17 protein-coding genes are annotated in these 18865 nt (G+C 43.5%); 3 read left to right on the top strand and 14 right to left on the bottom strand.

Features of this window, described 5'->3' with window-relative positions; genetic code table 11:
* Window positions 1–126: 126 nt before the first annotated feature.
* From M1L62_RS21910 to M1L62_RS21855, 12 genes are all read right to left on the bottom strand, one after another.
* On the bottom strand, window positions 127–1506 hold the full coding sequence (locus M1L62_RS21910) for a TonB-dependent receptor (protein WP_254561765.1): 1380 nt from the start codon (window positions 1504–1506) through the stop codon (window positions 127–129).
* A gap of 18 nt (window positions 1507–1524) precedes the next feature.
* A complete protein-coding gene (locus tag M1L62_RS21905) occupies window positions 1525–1869 on the bottom strand; it encodes a heavy-metal-associated domain-containing protein (RefSeq protein WP_254561764.1) in 345 nt (114 codons plus the stop codon).
* A gap of 31 nt (window positions 1870–1900) precedes the next feature.
* Window positions 1901–2140 carry a heavy metal-binding domain-containing protein gene (locus M1L62_RS21900; RefSeq protein WP_254561763.1) on the bottom strand — a complete coding sequence of 80 codons (240 nt, stop codon included), beginning with the start codon at window positions 2138–2140 and terminating at the stop codon, window positions 1901–1903.
* A 26-nt stretch (window positions 2141–2166) separates the two neighbouring features.
* Complete coding sequence (locus M1L62_RS21895) at window positions 2167–2748, bottom strand: helix-turn-helix domain-containing protein (RefSeq protein WP_254561762.1); 582 nt, start codon at window positions 2746–2748, stop codon at window positions 2167–2169.
* A gap of 106 nt (window positions 2749–2854) precedes the next feature.
* Complete coding sequence (locus M1L62_RS21890; RefSeq protein ID WP_254561761.1) at window positions 2855–5083, bottom strand: TonB-dependent receptor; 2229 nt, start codon at window positions 5081–5083, stop codon at window positions 2855–2857.
* Between the two features lie 79 nt (window positions 5084–5162).
* A complete protein-coding gene (locus tag M1L62_RS21885; RefSeq protein ID WP_254561760.1) occupies window positions 5163–5627 on the bottom strand; it encodes an HYC_CC_PP family protein in 465 nt (154 codons plus the stop codon).
* 80 nt (window positions 5628–5707) lie between these two features.
* Window positions 5708–5920, bottom strand: coding sequence for a heavy-metal-associated domain-containing protein (locus M1L62_RS21880; protein ID WP_254561759.1), 213 nt, complete (start codon window positions 5918–5920; stop codon window positions 5708–5710).
* A gap of 124 nt (window positions 5921–6044) precedes the next feature.
* Window positions 6045–6632, bottom strand: a complete 588-nt coding sequence (locus tag M1L62_RS21875; protein WP_254561758.1) for a Uma2 family endonuclease — start codon at window positions 6630–6632, stop codon at window positions 6045–6047.
* Between the two features lie 119 nt (window positions 6633–6751).
* Window positions 6752–7339 (bottom strand): Uma2 family endonuclease, encoded by a 588-nt coding sequence (locus M1L62_RS21870; protein WP_254561757.1) that lies wholly within the window; start codon window positions 7337–7339, stop codon window positions 6752–6754.
* A 125-nt stretch (window positions 7340–7464) separates the two neighbouring features.
* On the bottom strand, window positions 7465–8679 hold the full coding sequence (locus M1L62_RS21865; protein WP_254561756.1) for an alginate lyase family protein: 1215 nt from the start codon (window positions 8677–8679) through the stop codon (window positions 7465–7467).
* A gap of 73 nt (window positions 8680–8752) precedes the next feature.
* Window positions 8753–10990, bottom strand: a complete 2238-nt coding sequence (locus tag M1L62_RS21860; protein ID WP_254561755.1) for a heavy metal translocating P-type ATPase — start codon at window positions 10988–10990, stop codon at window positions 8753–8755.
* Window positions 10991–11083: 93 nt separating this feature from the next.
* The gene (locus M1L62_RS21855; RefSeq protein ID WP_254562015.1) at window positions 11084–11422 is read right to left on the bottom strand and encodes a tRNA-binding protein; all 339 of its coding nucleotides are present in this window, start codon (window positions 11420–11422) and stop codon (window positions 11084–11086) included.
* 94 nt (window positions 11423–11516) lie between these two features.
* Between M1L62_RS21855 and M1L62_RS21850 the strand changes: the two genes are divergently transcribed.
* Complete coding sequence (locus M1L62_RS21850; protein ID WP_254561754.1) at window positions 11517–12620, top strand: lactonase family protein; 1104 nt, start codon at window positions 11517–11519, stop codon at window positions 12618–12620.
* Window positions 12621–12698: 78 nt separating this feature from the next.
* Here M1L62_RS21850 and M1L62_RS21845 read toward each other — a convergent pair whose 3' ends face one another.
* Entirely contained in the window at window positions 12699–14108 is a 1410-nt protein-coding gene (locus M1L62_RS21845) for a TlpA family protein disulfide reductase (protein ID WP_254561753.1), read from the bottom strand.
* A 104-nt stretch (window positions 14109–14212) separates the two neighbouring features.
* On the opposite strand from M1L62_RS21845, the gene M1L62_RS21840 reads away from it, so the two are divergent.
* A complete protein-coding gene (locus M1L62_RS21840; protein WP_254561752.1) occupies window positions 14213–14986 on the top strand; it encodes a YdcF family protein in 774 nt (257 codons plus the stop codon).
* Window positions 14987–15085: 99 nt separating this feature from the next.
* On the opposite strand, the gene pfkA is transcribed toward M1L62_RS21840, so the two are convergent.
* The gene (gene pfkA, locus M1L62_RS21835; protein ID WP_254561751.1) at window positions 15086–16060 is read right to left on the bottom strand and encodes a 6-phosphofructokinase; all 975 of its coding nucleotides are present in this window, start codon (window positions 16058–16060) and stop codon (window positions 15086–15088) included.
* 319 nt (window positions 16061–16379) lie between these two features.
* Between pfkA and M1L62_RS21830 the strand changes: the two genes are divergently transcribed.
* A complete protein-coding gene (locus M1L62_RS21830; RefSeq protein ID WP_254561750.1) occupies window positions 16380–18857 on the top strand; it encodes a glycosyltransferase family protein in 2478 nt (825 codons plus the stop codon).
* Window positions 18858–18865 lie beyond the last annotated feature (8 nt).

Raw genomic sequence — 18865 nt, 5'->3', positions numbered from 1 at the left:
TTCAGCAGGTTACGTCTATGTTTCGGTGATGTTATGAAAATGTGAAGAGGGACCATCCCTGAGTTTTGTCCGGATTATATCCAAAACTTTCGGGGATGATTACTTTTACGGCCTGTACAAACAAAGTTACATGCGCATAAACCCGGGCGTCAGACGAAGATATATCTGCCCGGAAACCGGATTTTTCCCGTAGTATGACTCCAAATGGCTGCCAATAGCATAAAAACTGGCCTGCACGCCGGCTTGTACCAGGGTATTTGAAAAAGAAAACAACTGGCGGTTGATACCCAAAGTAAAAGCAGAGACAGGATAATTGGTGGTTGGTTCGTCGTGGCCAAGGCCGAGTTCCTCCACACTCTTTTGAATCCACTCATATCTTCCGTAAAATGCCCATTTGTCCAGCTGAACATTGGACTCTGCCAGGAGAGAATTTTCGCGATGATTTGCACCAAAATCATTCAGCCCATAAACCAGTGAGCTTGATATCCAGCTGTTTTTGCCGTTCAGCGTTTTACTATGCTGTACGGATGCCGTGGTTCTGTTGATATTTTCATCCGGGTGGTTTGTCTCAGGACTTTTGATATAACCATGAGAAACCTGCATCGCCCAGTTTGCAGAAGGATTGAACGACAAACGATAACTGTATGAATCAAACTTCGGCTTGTCGAAATTAAAGCGGTTTTCATTCGGCTCACGACCTGTAAAGCCGGATGCTTCCAGTTTAAACTTATCATAACGCACGCTGGCAGTAACCACGCCAAAAGTAATATGTGTTGCGTCCTGCCAATGATGACCCAGCACTGCATCAGGATTATTAAAAGCGGACATCCGGTGCATAAAAGCCGTTGGGCCAAGTGCCGGTTCGCCGGGATAACCCGCATAAACCGAAACATCGATTTTCGGACTAAAACGATGTGTATAACCCACAGCAAGTTCAGAAATCAGGTCATGCGGGTGCTGGCGGTCAATCAGAGACTGCCCTTTCCAGGTTTCACCGGATTGAAAAAGGAGCGGATAACCTGAACCTCCGTCAAAAATACGGTCCAGAGAAATCATCGAGCGGACCGTCAATAGGCCGTTTTTCCCAACCTGCCGTTGTGCCATACCCATTACATAATTGGGAACACTGACTTTGGCAGAGGAGCCTCTTTTTCCGTCATTGTTAAAATTCTGACTCGTATAGCGCAGGTACAGACTTCCATGCAGCATGTAATTCCACTTGCCCCCATGTTTCATGTACGCATACATCGGTGTGGCGTCTGGCTGCCAGCCCGTCCCCGAGCCATTTCTGTTCATCGGAAGACTCAGCGAGAAAGCGTGTGTCATATGCATTTTCATAGCAGCCATGGAATCCGGTTTCTGCATAGGCATATTATGATTATGCATTTCAGCTTTTGTAGAATCTTTTCCGGCCGGCATGGCCATATGTTCATGCTGACCGGACGCAGAAACCGAAAAAAGAAACAGGCTCCCGGAAAACAATAAAATAAGCGGTTTCCTTTTCATAAATTCAGGATTTGGTTATCAATGTGCCGCAGCTGTTTTCCGGCAGCAGCTTGGTAATTTGTCGTGTGCTTTTTGATTTGCAGGCGACAAATCGGCGTCGTATCCTGTGTTGTTGATGGTCGCTTTTATGGCAGCCTCCGTCGTTTTATCCGGATTGTATTTAACCGTTACCACCTTATCGTTCAAATCCAGGTTTGACTCTTTCACACCTTTTGAAAGGCCCAGATTACGTTCGATACGTGCTTTGCACATTTCACAAATTGCAGAAGTTTTAAACTTTACTTCTTTGTCTTTGCCATCAGCATTTGCAAAGTTCACCGCTAGAAACAGGGCCGCTACGAGTAAAAAAAATGTCTTTTTCATGATTGTGTTTTGATTGATGTTGAATAAATAATTAATGTTCATGACCGGTTGAATCCGTTTCGGCCAATGCAATTTCTTGTAAATCCATTTTGCAAACAGGGCATTTCCCGGCTTGTGCGTACGTTTTCTCACCTTCGCACTGCATAGGGCAGGCAAATTTTTTAGCCTCAGCCGTAGTCGTAGAAACTTCCGTGGCTTCTTTGGTTTTTTCCTGATTGCCCGAACAGGCCAGAAGTAATGTCAGCGGTAATGCAAAAAGAATTTTTCTCATCGTATATTTTGATTAACAGGTATATTTCAAATTTTAGACTCTCCTACCCGATCCAGCGTTTTCCTACCCAACGCGTTTCCTTTTTTAAATTCACCCGGCGTCATCCCGGTCACTTTCTTAAACTGGTTGCTTAAGTGCGCAGCGCTGCTATACGACAACCGCCAGGCCATTTCGCTTAAACTTAATTCGTTATAGGAAAGCCATTCCTTCACCTTCTCCACTTTCTGGGCGATAATGTATTGTTCAATGGTTTGCCCCGTTTCGGAGGAAAACAAATTGCTCAGATACGAATATTCATAACCCGTCTTTTGTGAGAGATAGTCCGAAAAATTAACCGCCGCAGGTTTGTTGCCTTTCAGATATTGCACTTCCTCAATGATCAAGGTTCTGATATTTTCCGTTAAAGCCGCGCGCTTATCATCCAATAACTCAAACCCACTGGCTTCCAGACTGTGTTTTACATCCGTCAATTTCACTTCGTCAAGATCCGTTTTTGTCTCAACTTCACCGAGTCCGATGTGGCTCAACCCAATGCCCAGCTTGTCAAATTCTTCTCTGACAACCCTGATGCAGCGATCGCAAACCATATTTTTGATATATAACTTCATTTAATTGTTAAGGATCAATGGTTAATTATTAATGGTTAATTGTTTAGGGTTAATGGTATAGGGTTAATGGTTCAATCACTAACAATTGATAATTAACAATCAATAATTATCTGATGATCTTGTAACGTACACCGGCATAAATCATGCGTCCGACAACCGGTCCCCAGGCCATTCCCGCGTCAAATTGCTTTCCAAAAGGATCATTTGCGCCCATAATCGGATCTTTCTGACGGAAGTTATTCAGGTTTTCACCACCAAGATAAACATCCCATTTGGGAAATGTTCTTGTAATCTGCGCATTGAGGTTATAAAATGACGGCGCTGTGGTGGACGACGATGGCATTTCGTGTCCCATATCTTCGCTGGTCAGGCCCATGTAAGGTAGCCTGCGTTTACCGTTCCATTGCACCGTTGCGTCAAATTTCCATTTATCATAAGGCAAAGCATAACCGGCGTTGAACAGAATCCTGTCGCGGCTCACCATCATTTTTTCCAGTAAAACCTTTTCATCCAGCTGTCCATATACAGTCTGTTTGACATCAAACAAACGATAAGCCAGTTTTAAATCAAACCGTTTTACCGGTGTCAGATTCACCTCAGCCTGAAAACTGTTGGCATAAGCTTTCCCGTTCAGATTGTAAAAACGGATATATCTTGGATTCTCAAAGTCCGCTACCAGCTGGTTATCAAAATCGGTACGATAAAAATCGGTTACGAAAGTACCCTGCATTTCGCCCAGTTTATATTCCTGCGTCAGGCTCACGCCATAATTCCAGGATACTTCCGGCCGTAATTTTTCCAGAAAAACCACTTTCCGTGCACTTACCAGATTTCCGTAATATTCTGCCAGCGGATTGGTTACCCGAAATCCACGACCAGCCGATGCACGTAAAGTGGTATTGCTTGTCAAACTATATTTCAAATGCAAACGCGGCGTGAACTGGGTGCCGTAAAGATTATGAAAATCGACACGGGAGCCTGCCACAAGGACGAATTTGTCAAGGTTATTAAAAGTATACTCGACAAAAGCGCCAGGTACGGATTCGCGTCTCAGCAAAGTAGTGTCCCTGTATTTTTCATTATAATTGTCCAGCATATAACTCAAACCCGCTTTGTAGGAATGGTTTGTACTGCCCAGAATCGACTGGTATATCAAATTTCCATACAAAGTTTCCTGACGTCCGTTGTAATTGGTCAACCCAAAATACGACTTTGAATCATGAACCGAAGCGTTGACGATTAACCCAAGCCCCTTGTAAGGTTTGTCAGGATACAGCCGGGCAATTTTTGAAAAGAACTCATAACGATTCACTTTTGCTCCAAATCCGTAAGCCTGGGTCGTACCTTTCATTTCTTTGCGAAACTCGGTTTGTCCGCCTAAACGGTCCTCATACAAAGCCTTTACACCAAACTGCGCCATCATCCGGTTGCTCTGATACTTCCAGCGATTGATCACGTTGTATTGCGTATAAAGCGGAAGATCCAGAAAGCCGTCATTATTTTTATCAACCCGGTTTTTCAGCGTGCTCGCATGCGTAAGCAAGCCTGTGCTCCACTTTTCGTTTAGCTGGTGGGCCAGGTTAAGATTTACTTCTGCCCTTCCAAAATTATTGACGTAGGTATTAAAATAAAGTTTCTCGCGGGTGTCCGGCTTTTGCAGCTCAACGTTAATTTGTCCCGTCATCGACTCGTATCCGTTCACAACCGAACCGGCTCCTTTACCCACATCAATGGATTGAATCCAGGTTCCGGGCACAAAATTCATCCCGAAAGTAGATGCCAGACCGCGGATTGTCGGAATATTTTCAATGTTGGTTTGTATATAAGTTCCGTTCAGGCCCAGCATCTGAATCTGCTTGGCACCGGTTACGGCATCGCTGTAAGAAACAGAAACGGAAGCGTTGGTTTCAAAACTTTCCGACAGATTGCAGCAGGCGGCTTTTGCGAGTGTGCGGGTCGTGATAATTTCTGTCTGGTGGGGAGATAACCTGTCGATGGTCGTCGCATTGGCCTTAACCACGACTTCACTCAACGTCTGATCACTTTTCATTACGACTTCGAGCTCACTTTCCGCACCAATTTTTACGGTATCATTTTTAAAACCGACAAAGCTGAATACCAGTTTATTTGATTGGGTAACACGGGGAATTGAAAACTTTCCGCTCGTATCCGTAACAGCCGATTGTGTGGTACCGGCCCAGTACACATTCGCGCCGGTAAGTGGGTTAAGCGTTTTGGCGTTTGGAGTTTGCTCGTAAACTTTTCCCGTTATTCGCTGCGCAGAAACGAGGTGCGCGGACAGAAGCAAAACTGCTCCGATTAGATATCTTTTCATTATTGGCTAAATCACTTGATGTATAGAAAAACGCGTGCATTCCTGATACAGAATACATTAAAATCTAATAATCAGCGATTTATATCAAAAATGACTGCATAAAAGAGAGCATAGTTCTCCCATGAAATATGGAAGAGAAGGTTATTGTGGTATTTAAAGAAGCGACAGGCGGATAAATCCACTCCTGCGATAAGAAGACAAAAGACTGAACGGACCAGAGTATGCCATCAGCCAGTACTTTTAAAGCCTTAGCCTGAAACGGCGCCAGAGATGAAACAACATCTACCTTTTCAAATTTCTGCTGATCCTTGCAGCAATCCGTTTTTTTGAAGAATTTCTTATTGACATTCTTCTCTGCCTTGCTTTTTGCACAGCAGGAAGAAACCACCTTTTCCTTGCAGGAATCGGCTTTTTTTTCAGATACAAACTTCATAGTCATCCCCCGCATCATGCACTGATGCTCTATCAGCCCGAATCCTGTGCTGCTTATCAGCACCAGAACGGCCATGAAGATGGTGATAGATCTATGAAGTTTGTTTTTCATTGTTACAAAAGTAAAACCTTATTGAAGCAATAGCAAGCTGATGTGCTCCGGATTAACTTAACGATTTTATTTCCTGGCTTTTAAGATGCAATCGGCTCAGCGACATAACCTGCTTTTTTGATAACTTCAACCACTTCTCCGGCTGACTTACCTGTTTCTACGGACAATACACGGTTTTCACTTTGAAGGTCCACCTCCCATTTGTCAATTCCATTTTCAGCAGTCAGAAAAGGAGTAACAGCTGCAATACAGCCACCGCATTTAATATTGGTTTTGAATTTTATAGTTTCCATCTGAATCGATTAATATTGGTAGGAGACTTCTTAAATATCTCCCTACAAAGATCGGTAGCGGCAAACGGAAAATATTACACAATTAAGGGAAGGCGTTACAGAGTTTTTGTTTTTTATGAATATATTAAAAACCGGGAGAGTCAACATCTGATAATTCAGCCCCTCTGTAAATGTCCTCCAATAAAATAGAGCACTCGTCAATTAAAACACTTTCATCATCATCGGTATACGTGTGACTAAGCCATTCTGCTTCATTTAACTTCTTAATTATTTCAATCTTTTTCTTTTTTGAAGATACCAAAACATACTCCCTAAATGACGAAATGGTTTTGTAGCAATCAAACTTTTCTAAGCGATCATAATGTTCAGTTGAATCTGACAAAACTTCTATGATAATTTCGGGATTTTCCAGTGAGTCAAGTCCTCGGGAAGATTTTTCATAAACTGGTTTCTTGCAAATAATGACCAGATCCGGGAAAGTATACTTATCGCACTTTTCAACTTTAACAAGCTGATCACTTGCATAAACGAGGCATCCTTTCTCTTTCAGGCAATAGCCAAGTTCTATCGTTATATTGGCTACGATAAGATTATGTGCCGGCTGCGTACCAGCCATGGCAACGACCTCTCCTGAATGATATTCCAGTTTCACATCCGATTTTAGCAGCAGATCGAAATATTCGTCGTGTGTCACGAGTGTCTTTGTTTGCATACGTACCTTCTAAAATAGTGTGTGATTATTTCAAATTTAAGCTTTTATAAGGCCGATGCCTTTGCGGATAATACAGAGTTCTTAATTTTTACCAAGAAAGCAGATCCAGGTGGTAATTTTTAAAACGCATCGGATTCTTTGGCACTAAACTCAACTTTGTTGTAAATTTTTTCCAGCAAAACGGTACAAGTTCCTATCAGCACTTTCTCGTCATTTTCGGTATACGTGTAACTGAGCCATTCTGCATCACCTATCTTTTTGATCACCTCGACCTTCTTTTTCACGGATGATACCAGGACGTACTCCCGAAAAGAGGGAATTGTCTTATAACAATCGAATTTTCCCGATCGATCATATTGTTCGGTCGAGTCTGAAAGAACTTCGATAATAATTTCAGGATTTTCTAGCGCATCCAAACCTCTCGCAGACTTTTCGTATACCGGCTTCGCACATACAACCACCACATCGGAGAAGGTATATTTATCACATTTTTCTACTTTGATTAGCTGATCATTGTTCAAAACAACACATTCTCCAGCCTCCAGACAATTTTCCAATGCTGTGGAAAGTGTAATGCAAATTCTGTTATGTGCCGGCTGCGCACCAGCCATAGCAACGACCTCTCCTGAATGATATTCCAGTTTCACATCCGATTTTAGCAGCAGATCGAAATATTCGTCGTGTGTCACGAGTGTCTTTGTTTGCATACGTACCTTCTAAAATAGTGTGTGATTATTTCAAATTTAAGCTTTTATAGAGCCGATGCCAACTGCAAAAGCCTTATAATCGAAATTTGAATATTTTAGAGATACTCGCGTAAGAGTGATGATTGTCAGTCAAACCAGATCACCGGATTCCTTATGGGCAAATTCCGCAATACCTCCTCCACTTTCGGATTATGATCCAGTTTCTTCCAGGTTTCCAGCCAGTCGTCTTCGTTAAAAGCTTGCGCACCGAAGACAAGGAATGGCTGGGCAACCGGCCAGTTTTCCCAATACATCACGTCTGGTTTTAGTGGCCATTTACTTTTGTTGGCAATATATGGGTACAGATAATTGATGCCTTTGCGGATATTTCTGCCGTCGATGGTTTCATACTGCCACAGATTATTCTCTTTGTCGGACAAAATCTGGCATAACATCACCATCGCATCCAGATTAAAAATGGAGTATCCATAAGGTTTGGTCCGCCTCAGTTCCTGCGGAAAACTTCCGTTAGCGTTCATCTGATAAGGCAGAAAAACCGATTTGTAGCGATTCCTGCAAAAATCCAGAACTTCTTTATTACCGGTCAATTTGGCAAACGAGGCAACCTGCATGGCCCAGCAAGTCCCATGATTATTCTTCGCTTCCATCTCATCCTTTCCATATTGATGATTCCGAAGCCAGTTGATGTATTGGGCAAACCAGTTTTTCACCTCTGCAACCTGCTGCTGATTCACCGATTTGGCCTGCTGCATGAGGAGAATCCCCTGCGCCACTTCCATCAGATGGATCGTGTCGATAATGCCGATCCCTCTTCCCGTTGCCCGGCCTTTAATCGCCTGAGCGTATAGCAGGGAAGGATTCATTTTCGTTTCTGGGTCAATAAACCAGGCATTGATATGCCTGAATGCCCAGGTTACATATTTCTCCTCACCGGTAATTTTGTATGCGGATGTCAGCGCACCGACAATACGACTAAACCGGATCATCGCCAAACGATGGGCAGTAAAGTTATCAGGATTTGTCAGGCCGTCCCGTTGAATATAGGGAGCGGCGGGATTTAAAGTATCGGGCCACCAATAATCCCCTTCCGAGTAAAAATCATGTTTTCCACCCGCGCTTCTGGGGCTTGTTTCGGCCGTCACTGTAATCGGGTCCTGGGTCATGGCCCATCCGGCTTCGGTCAGAATATGCGTTCGGAGCTCAGTTACCACTTCCGTTTCCACGGCGCTTCCCTGCCCCGAAGCGAAGCTTGCCGTCAATATAAAGCAAAAAAACCAGGGACTTAACAGCTTGTTAAACCCTGGTTTTTTATATAATCTGATTTTTGAGAAATTGATCATAAATTCGTCTGACTAGGTGGACAGTCTTCTTTTATTGAAAAGACGCGCGTATGACCATTTCTCCCTTTGGAATTTACAATTTCGTTCCGCGCAGTCTTAAACTATTTGTTACAACAGACACTGAGCTTAATGCCATCGCTGCACCGGCAATCATCGGATTTAATAAAAACCCGTTAAAAGGATATAAAATTCCTGCGGCCACCGGTATCCCGATTAAGTTATAAACAAAGGCCCAGAAAAGATTCTGTTTAATGGTTTTAACCGTTTTTCGTGAAAGTTTGAGCGCCTTCGGCAAAACCAGAAGATCGGAGGTGATGAGCGTCATCTTTGCCACATCCATCGCAATATCCGATCCTTTTCCCATCGCAATACTGACATCAGCCTGCGCCAGTGCCTGCGAGTCATTAACACCATCGCCAACCATGGCTACAATTTTACCCTCAGATTGTAATTTTTGCACAAACTTCATTTTATCATCCGGTTTTACTTCCGCCAGATAATGGGTAATGCCCACCTGTTTTGCGACAGCCTCGGCAGTCTGAGCGTTATCTCCTGTCAGCATGTAAACCGCTATACCCTGTTCCTGCAAGTTTTTAACGGCCTCAGCGGAAGTCTCCTTCAACTGATCAGCAATCGAAATCAGGGTAATTTGCACCTTATTTAAACTTACACCGATTACGGTTTGCGCAGCCTGACGTTGCGAAACCGCCCGTTTATCTAAAACCGGATCAATGTGTACCCCTTCTTTTGCAAGAAATGCGAGCGTGCCGATGAGATATTCCTCTCCATTAACCGTTCCTTTGATACCATTCCCGGTAACCGATTCAAATTTTTCAACCTTGCTCCCGCTGTTCTCCTTTACAAAATCTACCACGGCCAAAGCCAGCGGATGCTCGGAGCGCGATTCCAAAAGGCTTACTGCTGCTGCGTGCTGATCTTTGTTTCCCACGTAGTCAGCCCATTGCCAGTCCGTTACCTGTGGATGGCCTTTGGTAAGCGTTCCCGTTTTGTCAAGAATAACAGCGTTTACCTCATGTGCTTTTTCAAGACTTTCTGCATCCCGTATCAAAATGTTATTTTCAGCTCCTTTTCCAACACCAACCATAATGGCCGTCGGTGTTGCCAGTCCCAAAGCACAGGGACAAGCGATAACCAAGACCGAAACAGAGGCCAACAGTGCCTGCGTCAGCGCATTTTCACCCCCGAAAAACATCCAGATAATAAAAGTCAGGATAGAGATCCCGATCACGATGGGAACGAAAATCCCGGCTATTTTATCAACCAGTCTTTGAACGGGTGCCTTACTTCCCTGTGCCGCCTGAACAGTTTTTATAATTTGTGCCAGAACGGTGTTTTTACCAATTTTTTCTGCCGAAAAAGTAAAAGTTCCTTGCTGATTGATCGTACCGGCAAAAACCTGGGCACCCTTTATCTTTTCAGCCGGGATGGGCTCACCCGTCATCAGGCTTTCATCTACAAAAGAATTTCCACTGAGCACCTTGCCATCCACCGGAATTTTCTCGCCAGAACGAATAACAATTTCATCGTAAAGCTGGACTTCTTTAACCGGGATTTCCATTTCAACAGCAGCCCGGATAACCCGCACCGTTTTAGGTTGCAAACCGATCAGCTTCTTGATTGCATCGGAAGTATTCGTTTTTGCTCTTTCTTCCAGCAGTTTTCCCAACAAAATGAAAAACACAATTACCGCAGCGGCTTCGAAGTACACATGCGGATGTAACCCACGGGCGTGCCAGAACTGCGAATAGAAGGTATTAAAAGTACTGAACAAAAACGCGATACCGGTACTCAATGCCACCAGCGTATCCATATTTGACTTTCCGTGTTTTGCCTGTTTCCACGCATTCACAAAGAAATCTTTCCCGAAAATGAACAAAACCGGTGCCGTCAGCGCCAGCATGATGTAATTACCATAAGGCATATCCATGAAAAACATACCGATCACGACAACAGGTATCGCCAGGATACCTGTCCAAACCGTTTTGTTCTTTAAACCGTTGTAATGATCAAGTTTTATTTTTTCCTGTTCCGCAATGACTTCGTCTTCATCATCCTTCAAAATAAAACCGTAACCGATGCTTTGCAAAACCTTGTCCAGTGCGGGGAGATCGGTGGCGGTGGGATCATAATCCACCCAGGCCGACTGGTTTGCATAATTCACCCCTGCATCAGCAACCCCCGAAGTGTTTTTCAGCATGGACTCCACACTTACCGCACAAGCCGCGCAGGACATGCCGGTGACGGGCAAGGTCACTTTCTTCGTATTTAAAATTTTATGATCCGTTTCCATGATATTGCTAAAATTCTTTGATACAAAGATAACACCGGCAGATACTGTCGGTGTTACACAATTATAGCCCGGACTTACATGATTACCGGCGTGTCAGGCCAGTTTAGTCCCATTCGCCACCACTTTATCGGGAGAAGCCAGAATCACCTCACCATCAGGCAATACAAAACCGGTCGTTAATACCTCCGAACGAAAATCGGCGATTTTTTTAATGGGGAAATTAACGACACACAAAACCTGCTTACCCACTAATTCTTCCTTTGTATAAAGTTTAGTGATCTGCGCGGAGCTTTGCCTGATTCCAAGTTCTTCTCCCAGATCGATCCATAATTTAAAAGCCGGCTTCCGCGCCTTTGGAAAATCTTCAACACGGATAATCGTACCTGCCCGTTGGTCTACTTTTTCAAAATCCTGCCAGTCTATTAATTCCATTGTCATTCGCTTTGCTATTTATAAAACGGATTACATCATTAAAAACATGACCTGCCAGCCTTTTCCTGATTAATGTTCACAAACCATATTTCTCATGAGAAAATTAATAAGTCTGACGCTTATCCTCATTCTGGGCTTTTCAGGTTTTTCGTTTAAAGATAAAACGGTTCTGTTCTATATTGGTTCACAGGATAAAACCGAAAATGCCGCCGTTTCACTGGCTGAGCTCGATCTAGCAACCGGACAAATTACATTAAAAGAATCATTTAAAACGGCACCAGGACCGGGATATGTCAGTATTTCCCCCAATAAAAAATACCTTTACGCCGTTACTTCGGATAACAAAATTTCGGCCTACGCCATTGGCGCCGACCACAAACTTAGCTATTTGAACAACCAGTCGTCGGAAGGTCTTAATCCGTGTCACGTATCCGTAGATCCGGCCGGCAAAATGGCTTTTGTCTCCAATTACACCGGCGGGAGTTTTACGGCATATACTTTGGCTGCCGACGGAAAGGTGAATCCTCCTGTGTATACACAACAATTTACCGGGACAGGACCCAACGTAAAACGCCAGGAAAAAGCACACGCCCATTTCTCTTCGGCCACGCCAAACGGGAAATATGTTTACACCGTCGATCTGGGAACGGATCATGTCATGAATTATGTCGTTAATCCTCAAACAGGTGAATTGAAGCCAAATCCTGCGCAAACAGCCTTCAATGCAAAACCAGGCTCAGGACCGCGCCATTTTGCTATTTCCAAATCGGGAAAATACCTGTATTTGCTCAATGAACTGGATGTTACCCTAACGGCCTGCTCGATTGATGATGCCGGCGTCATCAAACAAATCGCGACATACCAAACGGTTCCTGCCGATTTTAAAGAGCCCAATACGAGCGCGGCGGTACATATACATCCGAATGGAAAGTTCGTTTATACCTCCAACCGCGGACATAACAGCATCAGTGCGTTTCAGATTAAACCGGACGGAACACTGGAAAAAGTAGATGAACAAACCCAGGCCATCAAAACGCCCCGTGATTTCAATATCGATCCAACCGGAAAATATATGATCGTTGCCAACCAGGATAAGGACAATCTGGTTGTTTACGAAATAAATCCCAAAACCGGCAAACTTACTTTCAAACACGAAAGCATATCGATCAAACTGCCGATATGTGTAGCGTTTTTATAGAAGCATAACAAATCCGACACCCTTAAAACGACAAAAGCACGAAACCAGGTTTCGTGCTTTTGTCGTTTTAAACCAATGTTACTTGGCAGATGCCAATTGTTTTTTGCGATAATAATTCAGAAAATCATCAAGCTGCTCAACAGGCATTTTTCTTGCGATGATCTTTTTATTTTTATCCAGAACGTAAATCGTCGGCGTAGTCACTACGTCAAATTTCCTGTTGAAATCAATCTGGTTTAACGGATCAAAACCATTGATCAGGCCATCCAGTTGATAAGTCTTGATAAAAGATTTCCATTCTTCCTGATTGTGCTCCGTATCAATCGCAAGCACTTTCACACCCGATGCCTTATTTTTTTCGTAAAAAGATTTCAGAACCGGTGAAGCTTCTTTGCAATGCCCGCAGGTAGCAGCATAAAAGAACAAAACGGTATAACTCGCATCGATGGTTTGCAGGTTGATCTTTTTACCAGTCGGATCGGAAACACCCAATACCGGAAAAGTTTTATTTACCAGCAGATCTTTGAGTGTATTCACCTTTTCAGCAATACGTTTTTTGGTATCTTCCGAAACACCCATGTCGCCCGACAGGTAATATTTATTCGCCATATGTACCCAAAGCGCTTCCGTACCTACTGTCTTGGGATTTTCATATTGGTTGATGATATAAAAAACCACATAAGATTTAACATCTTTATTGGCCGAAGCTTTTGAAATAAGCCAATCGGTATCCTTGATCAGCGAATCTGGCGTCTGTACAACGAGATTTTTGATGTAACGGTCAATCTTTGCTTCCAGAAAAGGCGTCCGCAAAATTCTGTCATCCGAAAAATCAATGGCGTCCCAATAATGTGCCTTGTAATAATTAAATACCCATACCGAATCTGTTTTTCCATTCGCCAGTTTAGGAGCCGTCGGAACCTCAGGGTCGCTGGACATCTGAAATAATTTAGTGGTAAATGAATCCGCGTTTTCTTTGAAAAACTTATCGCGATAAGCCTTGAAGCCATCCTGGGCCTCTTTCATTTTCGTCGGTCCATCCGTAGCCTTGCTTTTGCTAAGCACCTCAATCTGCTGAATTCCTTTTTTCAGCTCTTTCTGATAAGTGTAAAAAAGCTGGTTATCTTTTGACCCTTTGACTTGCATGCTGCCAACAAGATCCGTCGTATCCGTTTCGATCGAAAAATTTGTTTCTTTACCTGAATACACGATTTCGACCCATTTCTGGTTTCCCGGAAAAAGCAACAGATAAAGTCCTCCCGGCAAACTCGTGTTTCCTTCAAATACCATATGCCCGTTGGCATCAGCCTTGGCCGTATCTTTGGCAACAAATTGTTTGTTGCTATAACTATAATGCCCCAGCACGAAGGAGCTGTCCTTGTACCCTTTGAGGGTAGCCTCAATGCGGTAACCCTGCCCGAAAGACTGCGAAATTAAACTGATGACAAAAAAAGAAATTAAAACGGCCGTGTGCGTTCTTTTTTTCATTTGAAAAAGAGGGATAATTATGAACTGTTTAATTATTAAGCTAAATCGTGACCTGAATACAAAATTAAAATCAAAACGCATACTTCTACCAGCTTCGTACCCAAATGTTTTATTTTCTATCCAAAACCATCGATTTTTTGCTCATGCCGTTAAGTATAAGCATGATCCTTATTCTTTATGCGCTTGCAGCGAAAAAAGCCAGGAGAAAAAAAACAGCCATTATAACCTCATTTTCAATACTATTTCTGATCTCAAACACCTATCTGATCAACAAAGCTTTTAACTGGTGGGAATACAAACCGGTCAATTTGAAAGAAGTCAGCAAAACTTACGATGTAGGTGTTCTTCTGACGGGCGGCTTGATTAATATGTCGGAAGCAGATTCCGATCATCCCGGCCTGGGTATACACGCCGACCGGTTTCTCCAGGCCTACCTGTTATATAAAAACGGCAAAATAGGAAAAATCATCATCACTGGTGCCAGCCCGAAAATCCAGACGGATTATGGCAACGGCGAGGCCCAGCAAGCGGCCAAACTTCTGATTCAGTGGGGTGTGAATCCGCAGGATATCATATTGGAACAAAAAGCAAAAAACACAAGGGAGAATGCGCTTTATACCGCTAAAATTCTGAACCAGCAATTTCCGGGCAAGCATTATTTACTGATCACATCAGCTTTCCACATGCGCCGGGCAGTTGGATGTTTTGAAAAGGCGGGAATAAAAACGGATCAGTTTCCGGCAGACTTCTATGGAAACGGTTATCCCAACAAGATCAAAGATTTCATTATTCCTGATCCCGAAGTGCTGGGCTACTCCCAGCTGTTGTTCCGGGAATGGGTAGGTATTATTGTGTACAAGATTATGGGATATTGTTAAAGAATCCCCCTTGCCGCAAGCCAGGTAATTGTCATTTATTGTTACCCTGAATTAATGCGTAACAACAAGTGACTATTCCTGACTACAAATAACTTTTAACTAAACGCTCAATATTTTAACCATTCTCAGCAAATCTTCGCTGATCGGTTTTGGAAGACGGATTGTGTCCTCAAAAGGAGTATAAACAAGGTCATTGTTGATAATTCCCGCCATTACATTTTTCTGTCCGTTCAATAAACCTTCCAGGGCACCAAGTCCCAGGCGGCTCGCAAGAATACGGTCATAAGCAGAAGGAGATCCTCCACGCTGTGTATGGCCTAGTGTTGTTACACGGATATCCGCGTTTTCATCCACCTGCACTTTAATTTTTTCCGCAACTTCTACGGCACTTCCTGCTTCATCACCTTCGGCAACTACGATGATCGACGATGATTTTGAACGGCTCCATCCTTGCTTCAAAGTTTCTACAACTTCTGAAAGCGGCGTAAGTACTTCCGGCACCATCACAAGCTCAGCACCACCGGCAATACCCGACTGCACTGCGATATAACCTGAGTCGCGTCCCATTACTTCAATAAAAAAGATACGGTCGTGTGAGCTCGCAGTATCACGAATACGGTCGATAGCATCCAGCGCAGTGTTCACAGCGGTGTCAAATCCGATGGTATAATCCGTACCGTACAAGTCATTGTCAATTGTACCGGGTGCTCCAACAGTTGGAATTCCATATTCGTTACCAAAGATCATGGCACCTGTAAAAGTTCCGTTTCCTCCGATTGCAACCAATCCTTCAATTCCGTGTGCCTGAATTTGTTCAAATGCCTTCTTACGGCCTTCCGGCGTCATAAATTCTTTACTACGGGCAGATTTCAGTATTGTACCACCTCTTTGTACAATATTACTAACCGAGTGAGATTCCATCTTGTAAACATCACCGGCGATCAGTCCACTATATCCTCTTCTGATTCCGTAAACTTCAACTCCATGGTAAACAGCTCCGCGCACCACCGCACGGATACAAGCGTTCATTCCGGGCGCATCTCCTCCTGAGGTGAAAACTCCAATTCTTTTCATTTATTTATCGGGTTACTTCTAATCAATTCTAAATACAGCTGTGTTTTTTCTTTAACGCACAATTTCTGCAAATTTATCGGGTATTTTCTTAAATTTTACGTCTCATTCCGGATTTCTATCAAAAAAATACTAAAAACAGATTCAAATTTTACATCCCAAACATATATCAATACTTTTATATTTGCGCTCGTTAACAAAAATTTAACGTGCAAGGTTAAATGATCTTTGGGAGTATTGTGAAAGAAAAGTCACATTTGTACGTATTATTGACATTATAATATCATAATTTTTAATACCCTGTCGGTTTACTATTATCAAAATGAAAAATTTATTCTCCTGGCAACGAATCTGGCCGCATCTGGTTGCAGTAGTAGGCTTTATCTTCTTGTCGCTGATGTATGCATTTCCGGTTTTGGAAGGCAAAAAACTCAACCAACATGATGATGTACAAGCCAAAGCTGCTGCACACGAGATCGTTACGTATCACGAAAAAACAGGAGAGTGGTCCAACTGGACCAACAGCATGTTTGGCGGTATGCCTGCCTACATGATTGCCGGAGATTATCCAACGAGTATTTCGACAAAAATGGGACAGGTGATCAATAAAATTTTACCTGCGCCTGCAAATTATCTTCTGATAGGCTGCGTAAGTGCCTATATACTTTTCCTTGTCGTGGGTGCCGGAACCTGGCTTTCCGCATTGGGTGCGATTGCTTTCGGTTTTGCTGCCTGGAATCTGGTGAGCCTCGAAGCTGGCCACGTTTCCAAAATTCTGGCCATTAACTATGCACCGGGTGTTATCGCAGGTGTTATTTTGGCATTCCGGCGAAACTGGCTGGCCGGCGCCGCGGTGACCGCTATTTTCCTCTCTCTTGAACTTTACTCCAATCACGTACAGATTACCTATTACCTTGGTGTCGGTATCGTTATACTGGTTATTCTGGAAAGTTTGCCCTTAATCCGTGAAGGAAAAATCAAACAGCTGTCATTTGTTATCATCGGACTGGCTTTTGCTGCGGCTGTTTCTGTGGGAACGCATACCACAAGATTATGGAACGGCTATGATTACAGCAAAGAAACCATACGCGGTAAGCCCGAGTTAAGCGTTTCAAACGGTGCCAAAACGGAAGCCAATCAGGACGGACTGGACAAAGAATATGCTTTCTCATACAGTTATGGCTTAGGTGAAACGCTCACATTGCTGATCCCTAACGCATACGGAGGTTCTACGCCGGCTGCATTGTCCAATACCTCAGAAACGTACAAAACACTAACCAACCGGGGGTTGGATGCCGCTACTGCGCAAAGCGTTGTACAATCCCTGCCTCTTTACTGGGGCGACCAGCCCATTGTAAGCGGTCCGGTTTATGCAGGCGCAATCATTTTCTTTCTCTTTATTTTAGGATTGTTTATCGTAAAAGGCCCGTTAAAAAACTGGGCTGCCGGAGCCATTGTCCTTTACGTGATATGGGCATGGGGTAAAAACTTCTCTGCACTGAATTACCTGTTCTTCGACTATTTCCCGATGTTCAATAAATTCAGGGCTGTGACAATGGTGCTTGCACTTGTTCAGCTGCTAATGGTCTTCGTCGCAATTTTAGCGTTAAAAACATTAGCACAGAAAAAAATCAGCTGGAAAGAATTACAGCGTCCGTTTTTGATAAGTCTGGGTATCACAGGTGGTATTTCACTAATCCTGGCTTTAATGCCAACGCTGTTTTTCAGTTTTCAGGCTGCCAGCGACCAGCAATTGGCAGAAAATTTTTCACAACAGGCCAACGACAAAGCCTTCGGTCAGCAGATTGTTAACGCCATCGTTCAGGACCGTGCAGGTCTGATGCGCAGTGATGCCTTCCGAACCTTGTTCTTCGTACTGGCCACAGCAGCTTTGATCTGGATGTGGGTGAAAGATAAAATCAAACCGGCGATTCTCTACCCTGTATTGATTCTGCTGATGATTATTGATATGTTCGGTATCGACAAACGTTATCTGAACAATGCTGACTTTATCAGTAAAAGTGCTTCGCAGGCAGCGCTTGCTCCTTCGGCAGCTGATGAAAAAATCATGGCTGACCCCGACCCTGATTACCGTGTCCTGGATGTTTCCAGAAGTACCTTCAACAGTGCGGATGCTTCTTACTATCACAAATCTTTGGGTGGATACCACGGTGCCAAACTGAGACGTTATCAGGAATTATTTGAGCATCAGATCGCCAAACAAAATGCAAATCCGGGCATATTGAACATGCTTAATACCAAATATATCCTGACAGTCGATCAGCAGGGACAGCAAGCGGTTCAGCCAAATCCGGATGCTTTCGGCCATGCCTGGTTTGTAAAGGAATATAAGATTGTTCCCAACGCCGATGGAGAAATGGCTGCTTTGGATTCGTTAAAACCAAAAGAAACGGCTGTACTGGACCAGCGCTTCGCAAATCAATTAAAAGGACTGACGCTTCAGGCAGATTCAACAGATAAGATCAGCCTGATAACCTACAAACCGAATGAACTGATTTATGAAAGCAATGCCAAAAATGAAGGTTTGGCAGTCTTTTCTGAAATTTATTACAACGTTCGCGATGAGTGGAAAGTAACGATTGATGGCAAACCAGCCGATATGTTACGTGCCAATTATGTGCTTCGTGCTCTTCGCATTCCTGCCGGAAAACATACGATTAAATTCCGCTTCGAGCCTGTTTCAATAGCAGTCGGGAGTAAAATTGATTTAATTAGTTCGCTGTTTTTAATTGCCCTGATTGTAGGCGCAGTCGTTGTAGAAGCAAGAAGAAAAAGCTAAAACCAGCA

It is taken from the genome of Dyadobacter diqingensis (genome assembly GCF_024220585.1).
In the GTDB taxonomy this organism is placed as follows: domain Bacteria; phylum Bacteroidota; class Bacteroidia; order Cytophagales; family Spirosomataceae; genus Dyadobacter; species Dyadobacter diqingensis.
This window is presented reverse-complemented; position numbering and strand designations above follow the sequence as displayed.

Coding starts and splice junctions, on each gene's coding strand:
- M1L62_RS21910 (WP_254561765.1), bottom strand. CDS start 1,506: ATGAAAAGGAAACCGCTTATTTTATTGTTTTCCGGGAGCCTGTTTCTT.
- M1L62_RS21905 (WP_254561764.1), bottom strand. CDS start 1,869: ATGAAAAAGACATTTTTTTTACTCGTAGCGGCCCTGTTTCTAGCGGTG.
- M1L62_RS21900 (WP_254561763.1), bottom strand. CDS start 2,140: ATGAGAAAAATTCTTTTTGCATTACCGCTGACATTACTTCTGGCCTGT.
- M1L62_RS21895 (WP_254561762.1), bottom strand. CDS start 2,748: ATGAAGTTATATATCAAAAATATGGTTTGCGATCGCTGCATCAGGGTT.
- M1L62_RS21890 (WP_254561761.1), bottom strand. CDS start 5,083: ATGAAAAGATATCTAATCGGAGCAGTTTTGCTTCTGTCCGCGCACCTC.
- M1L62_RS21885 (WP_254561760.1), bottom strand. CDS start 5,627: ATGAAAAACAAACTTCATAGATCTATCACCATCTTCATGGCCGTTCTG.
- M1L62_RS21880 (WP_254561759.1), bottom strand. CDS start 5,920: ATGGAAACTATAAAATTCAAAACCAATATTAAATGCGGTGGCTGTATT.
- M1L62_RS21875 (WP_254561758.1), bottom strand. CDS start 6,632: ATGCAAACAAAGACACTCGTGACACACGACGAATATTTCGATCTGCTG.
- M1L62_RS21870 (WP_254561757.1), bottom strand. CDS start 7,339: ATGCAAACAAAGACACTCGTGACACACGACGAATATTTCGATCTGCTG.
- M1L62_RS21865 (WP_254561756.1), bottom strand. CDS start 8,679: ATGATCAATTTCTCAAAAATCAGATTATATAAAAAACCAGGGTTTAAC.
- M1L62_RS21860 (WP_254561755.1), bottom strand. CDS start 10,990: ATGGAAACGGATCATAAAATTTTAAATACGAAGAAAGTGACCTTGCCC.
- M1L62_RS21855 (WP_254562015.1), bottom strand. CDS start 11,422: ATGGAATTAATAGACTGGCAGGATTTTGAAAAAGTAGACCAACGGGCA.
- M1L62_RS21850 (WP_254561754.1), top strand. CDS start 11,517: ATGAGAAAATTAATAAGTCTGACGCTTATCCTCATTCTGGGCTTTTCA.
- M1L62_RS21845 (WP_254561753.1), bottom strand. CDS start 14,108: ATGAAAAAAAGAACGCACACGGCCGTTTTAATTTCTTTTTTTGTCATC.
- M1L62_RS21840 (WP_254561752.1), top strand. CDS start 14,213: ATGTTTTATTTTCTATCCAAAACCATCGATTTTTTGCTCATGCCGTTA.
- pfkA (WP_254561751.1), bottom strand. CDS start 16,060: ATGAAAAGAATTGGAGTTTTCACCTCAGGAGGAGATGCGCCCGGAATG.
- M1L62_RS21830 (WP_254561750.1), top strand. CDS start 16,380: ATGAAAAATTTATTCTCCTGGCAACGAATCTGGCCGCATCTGGTTGCA.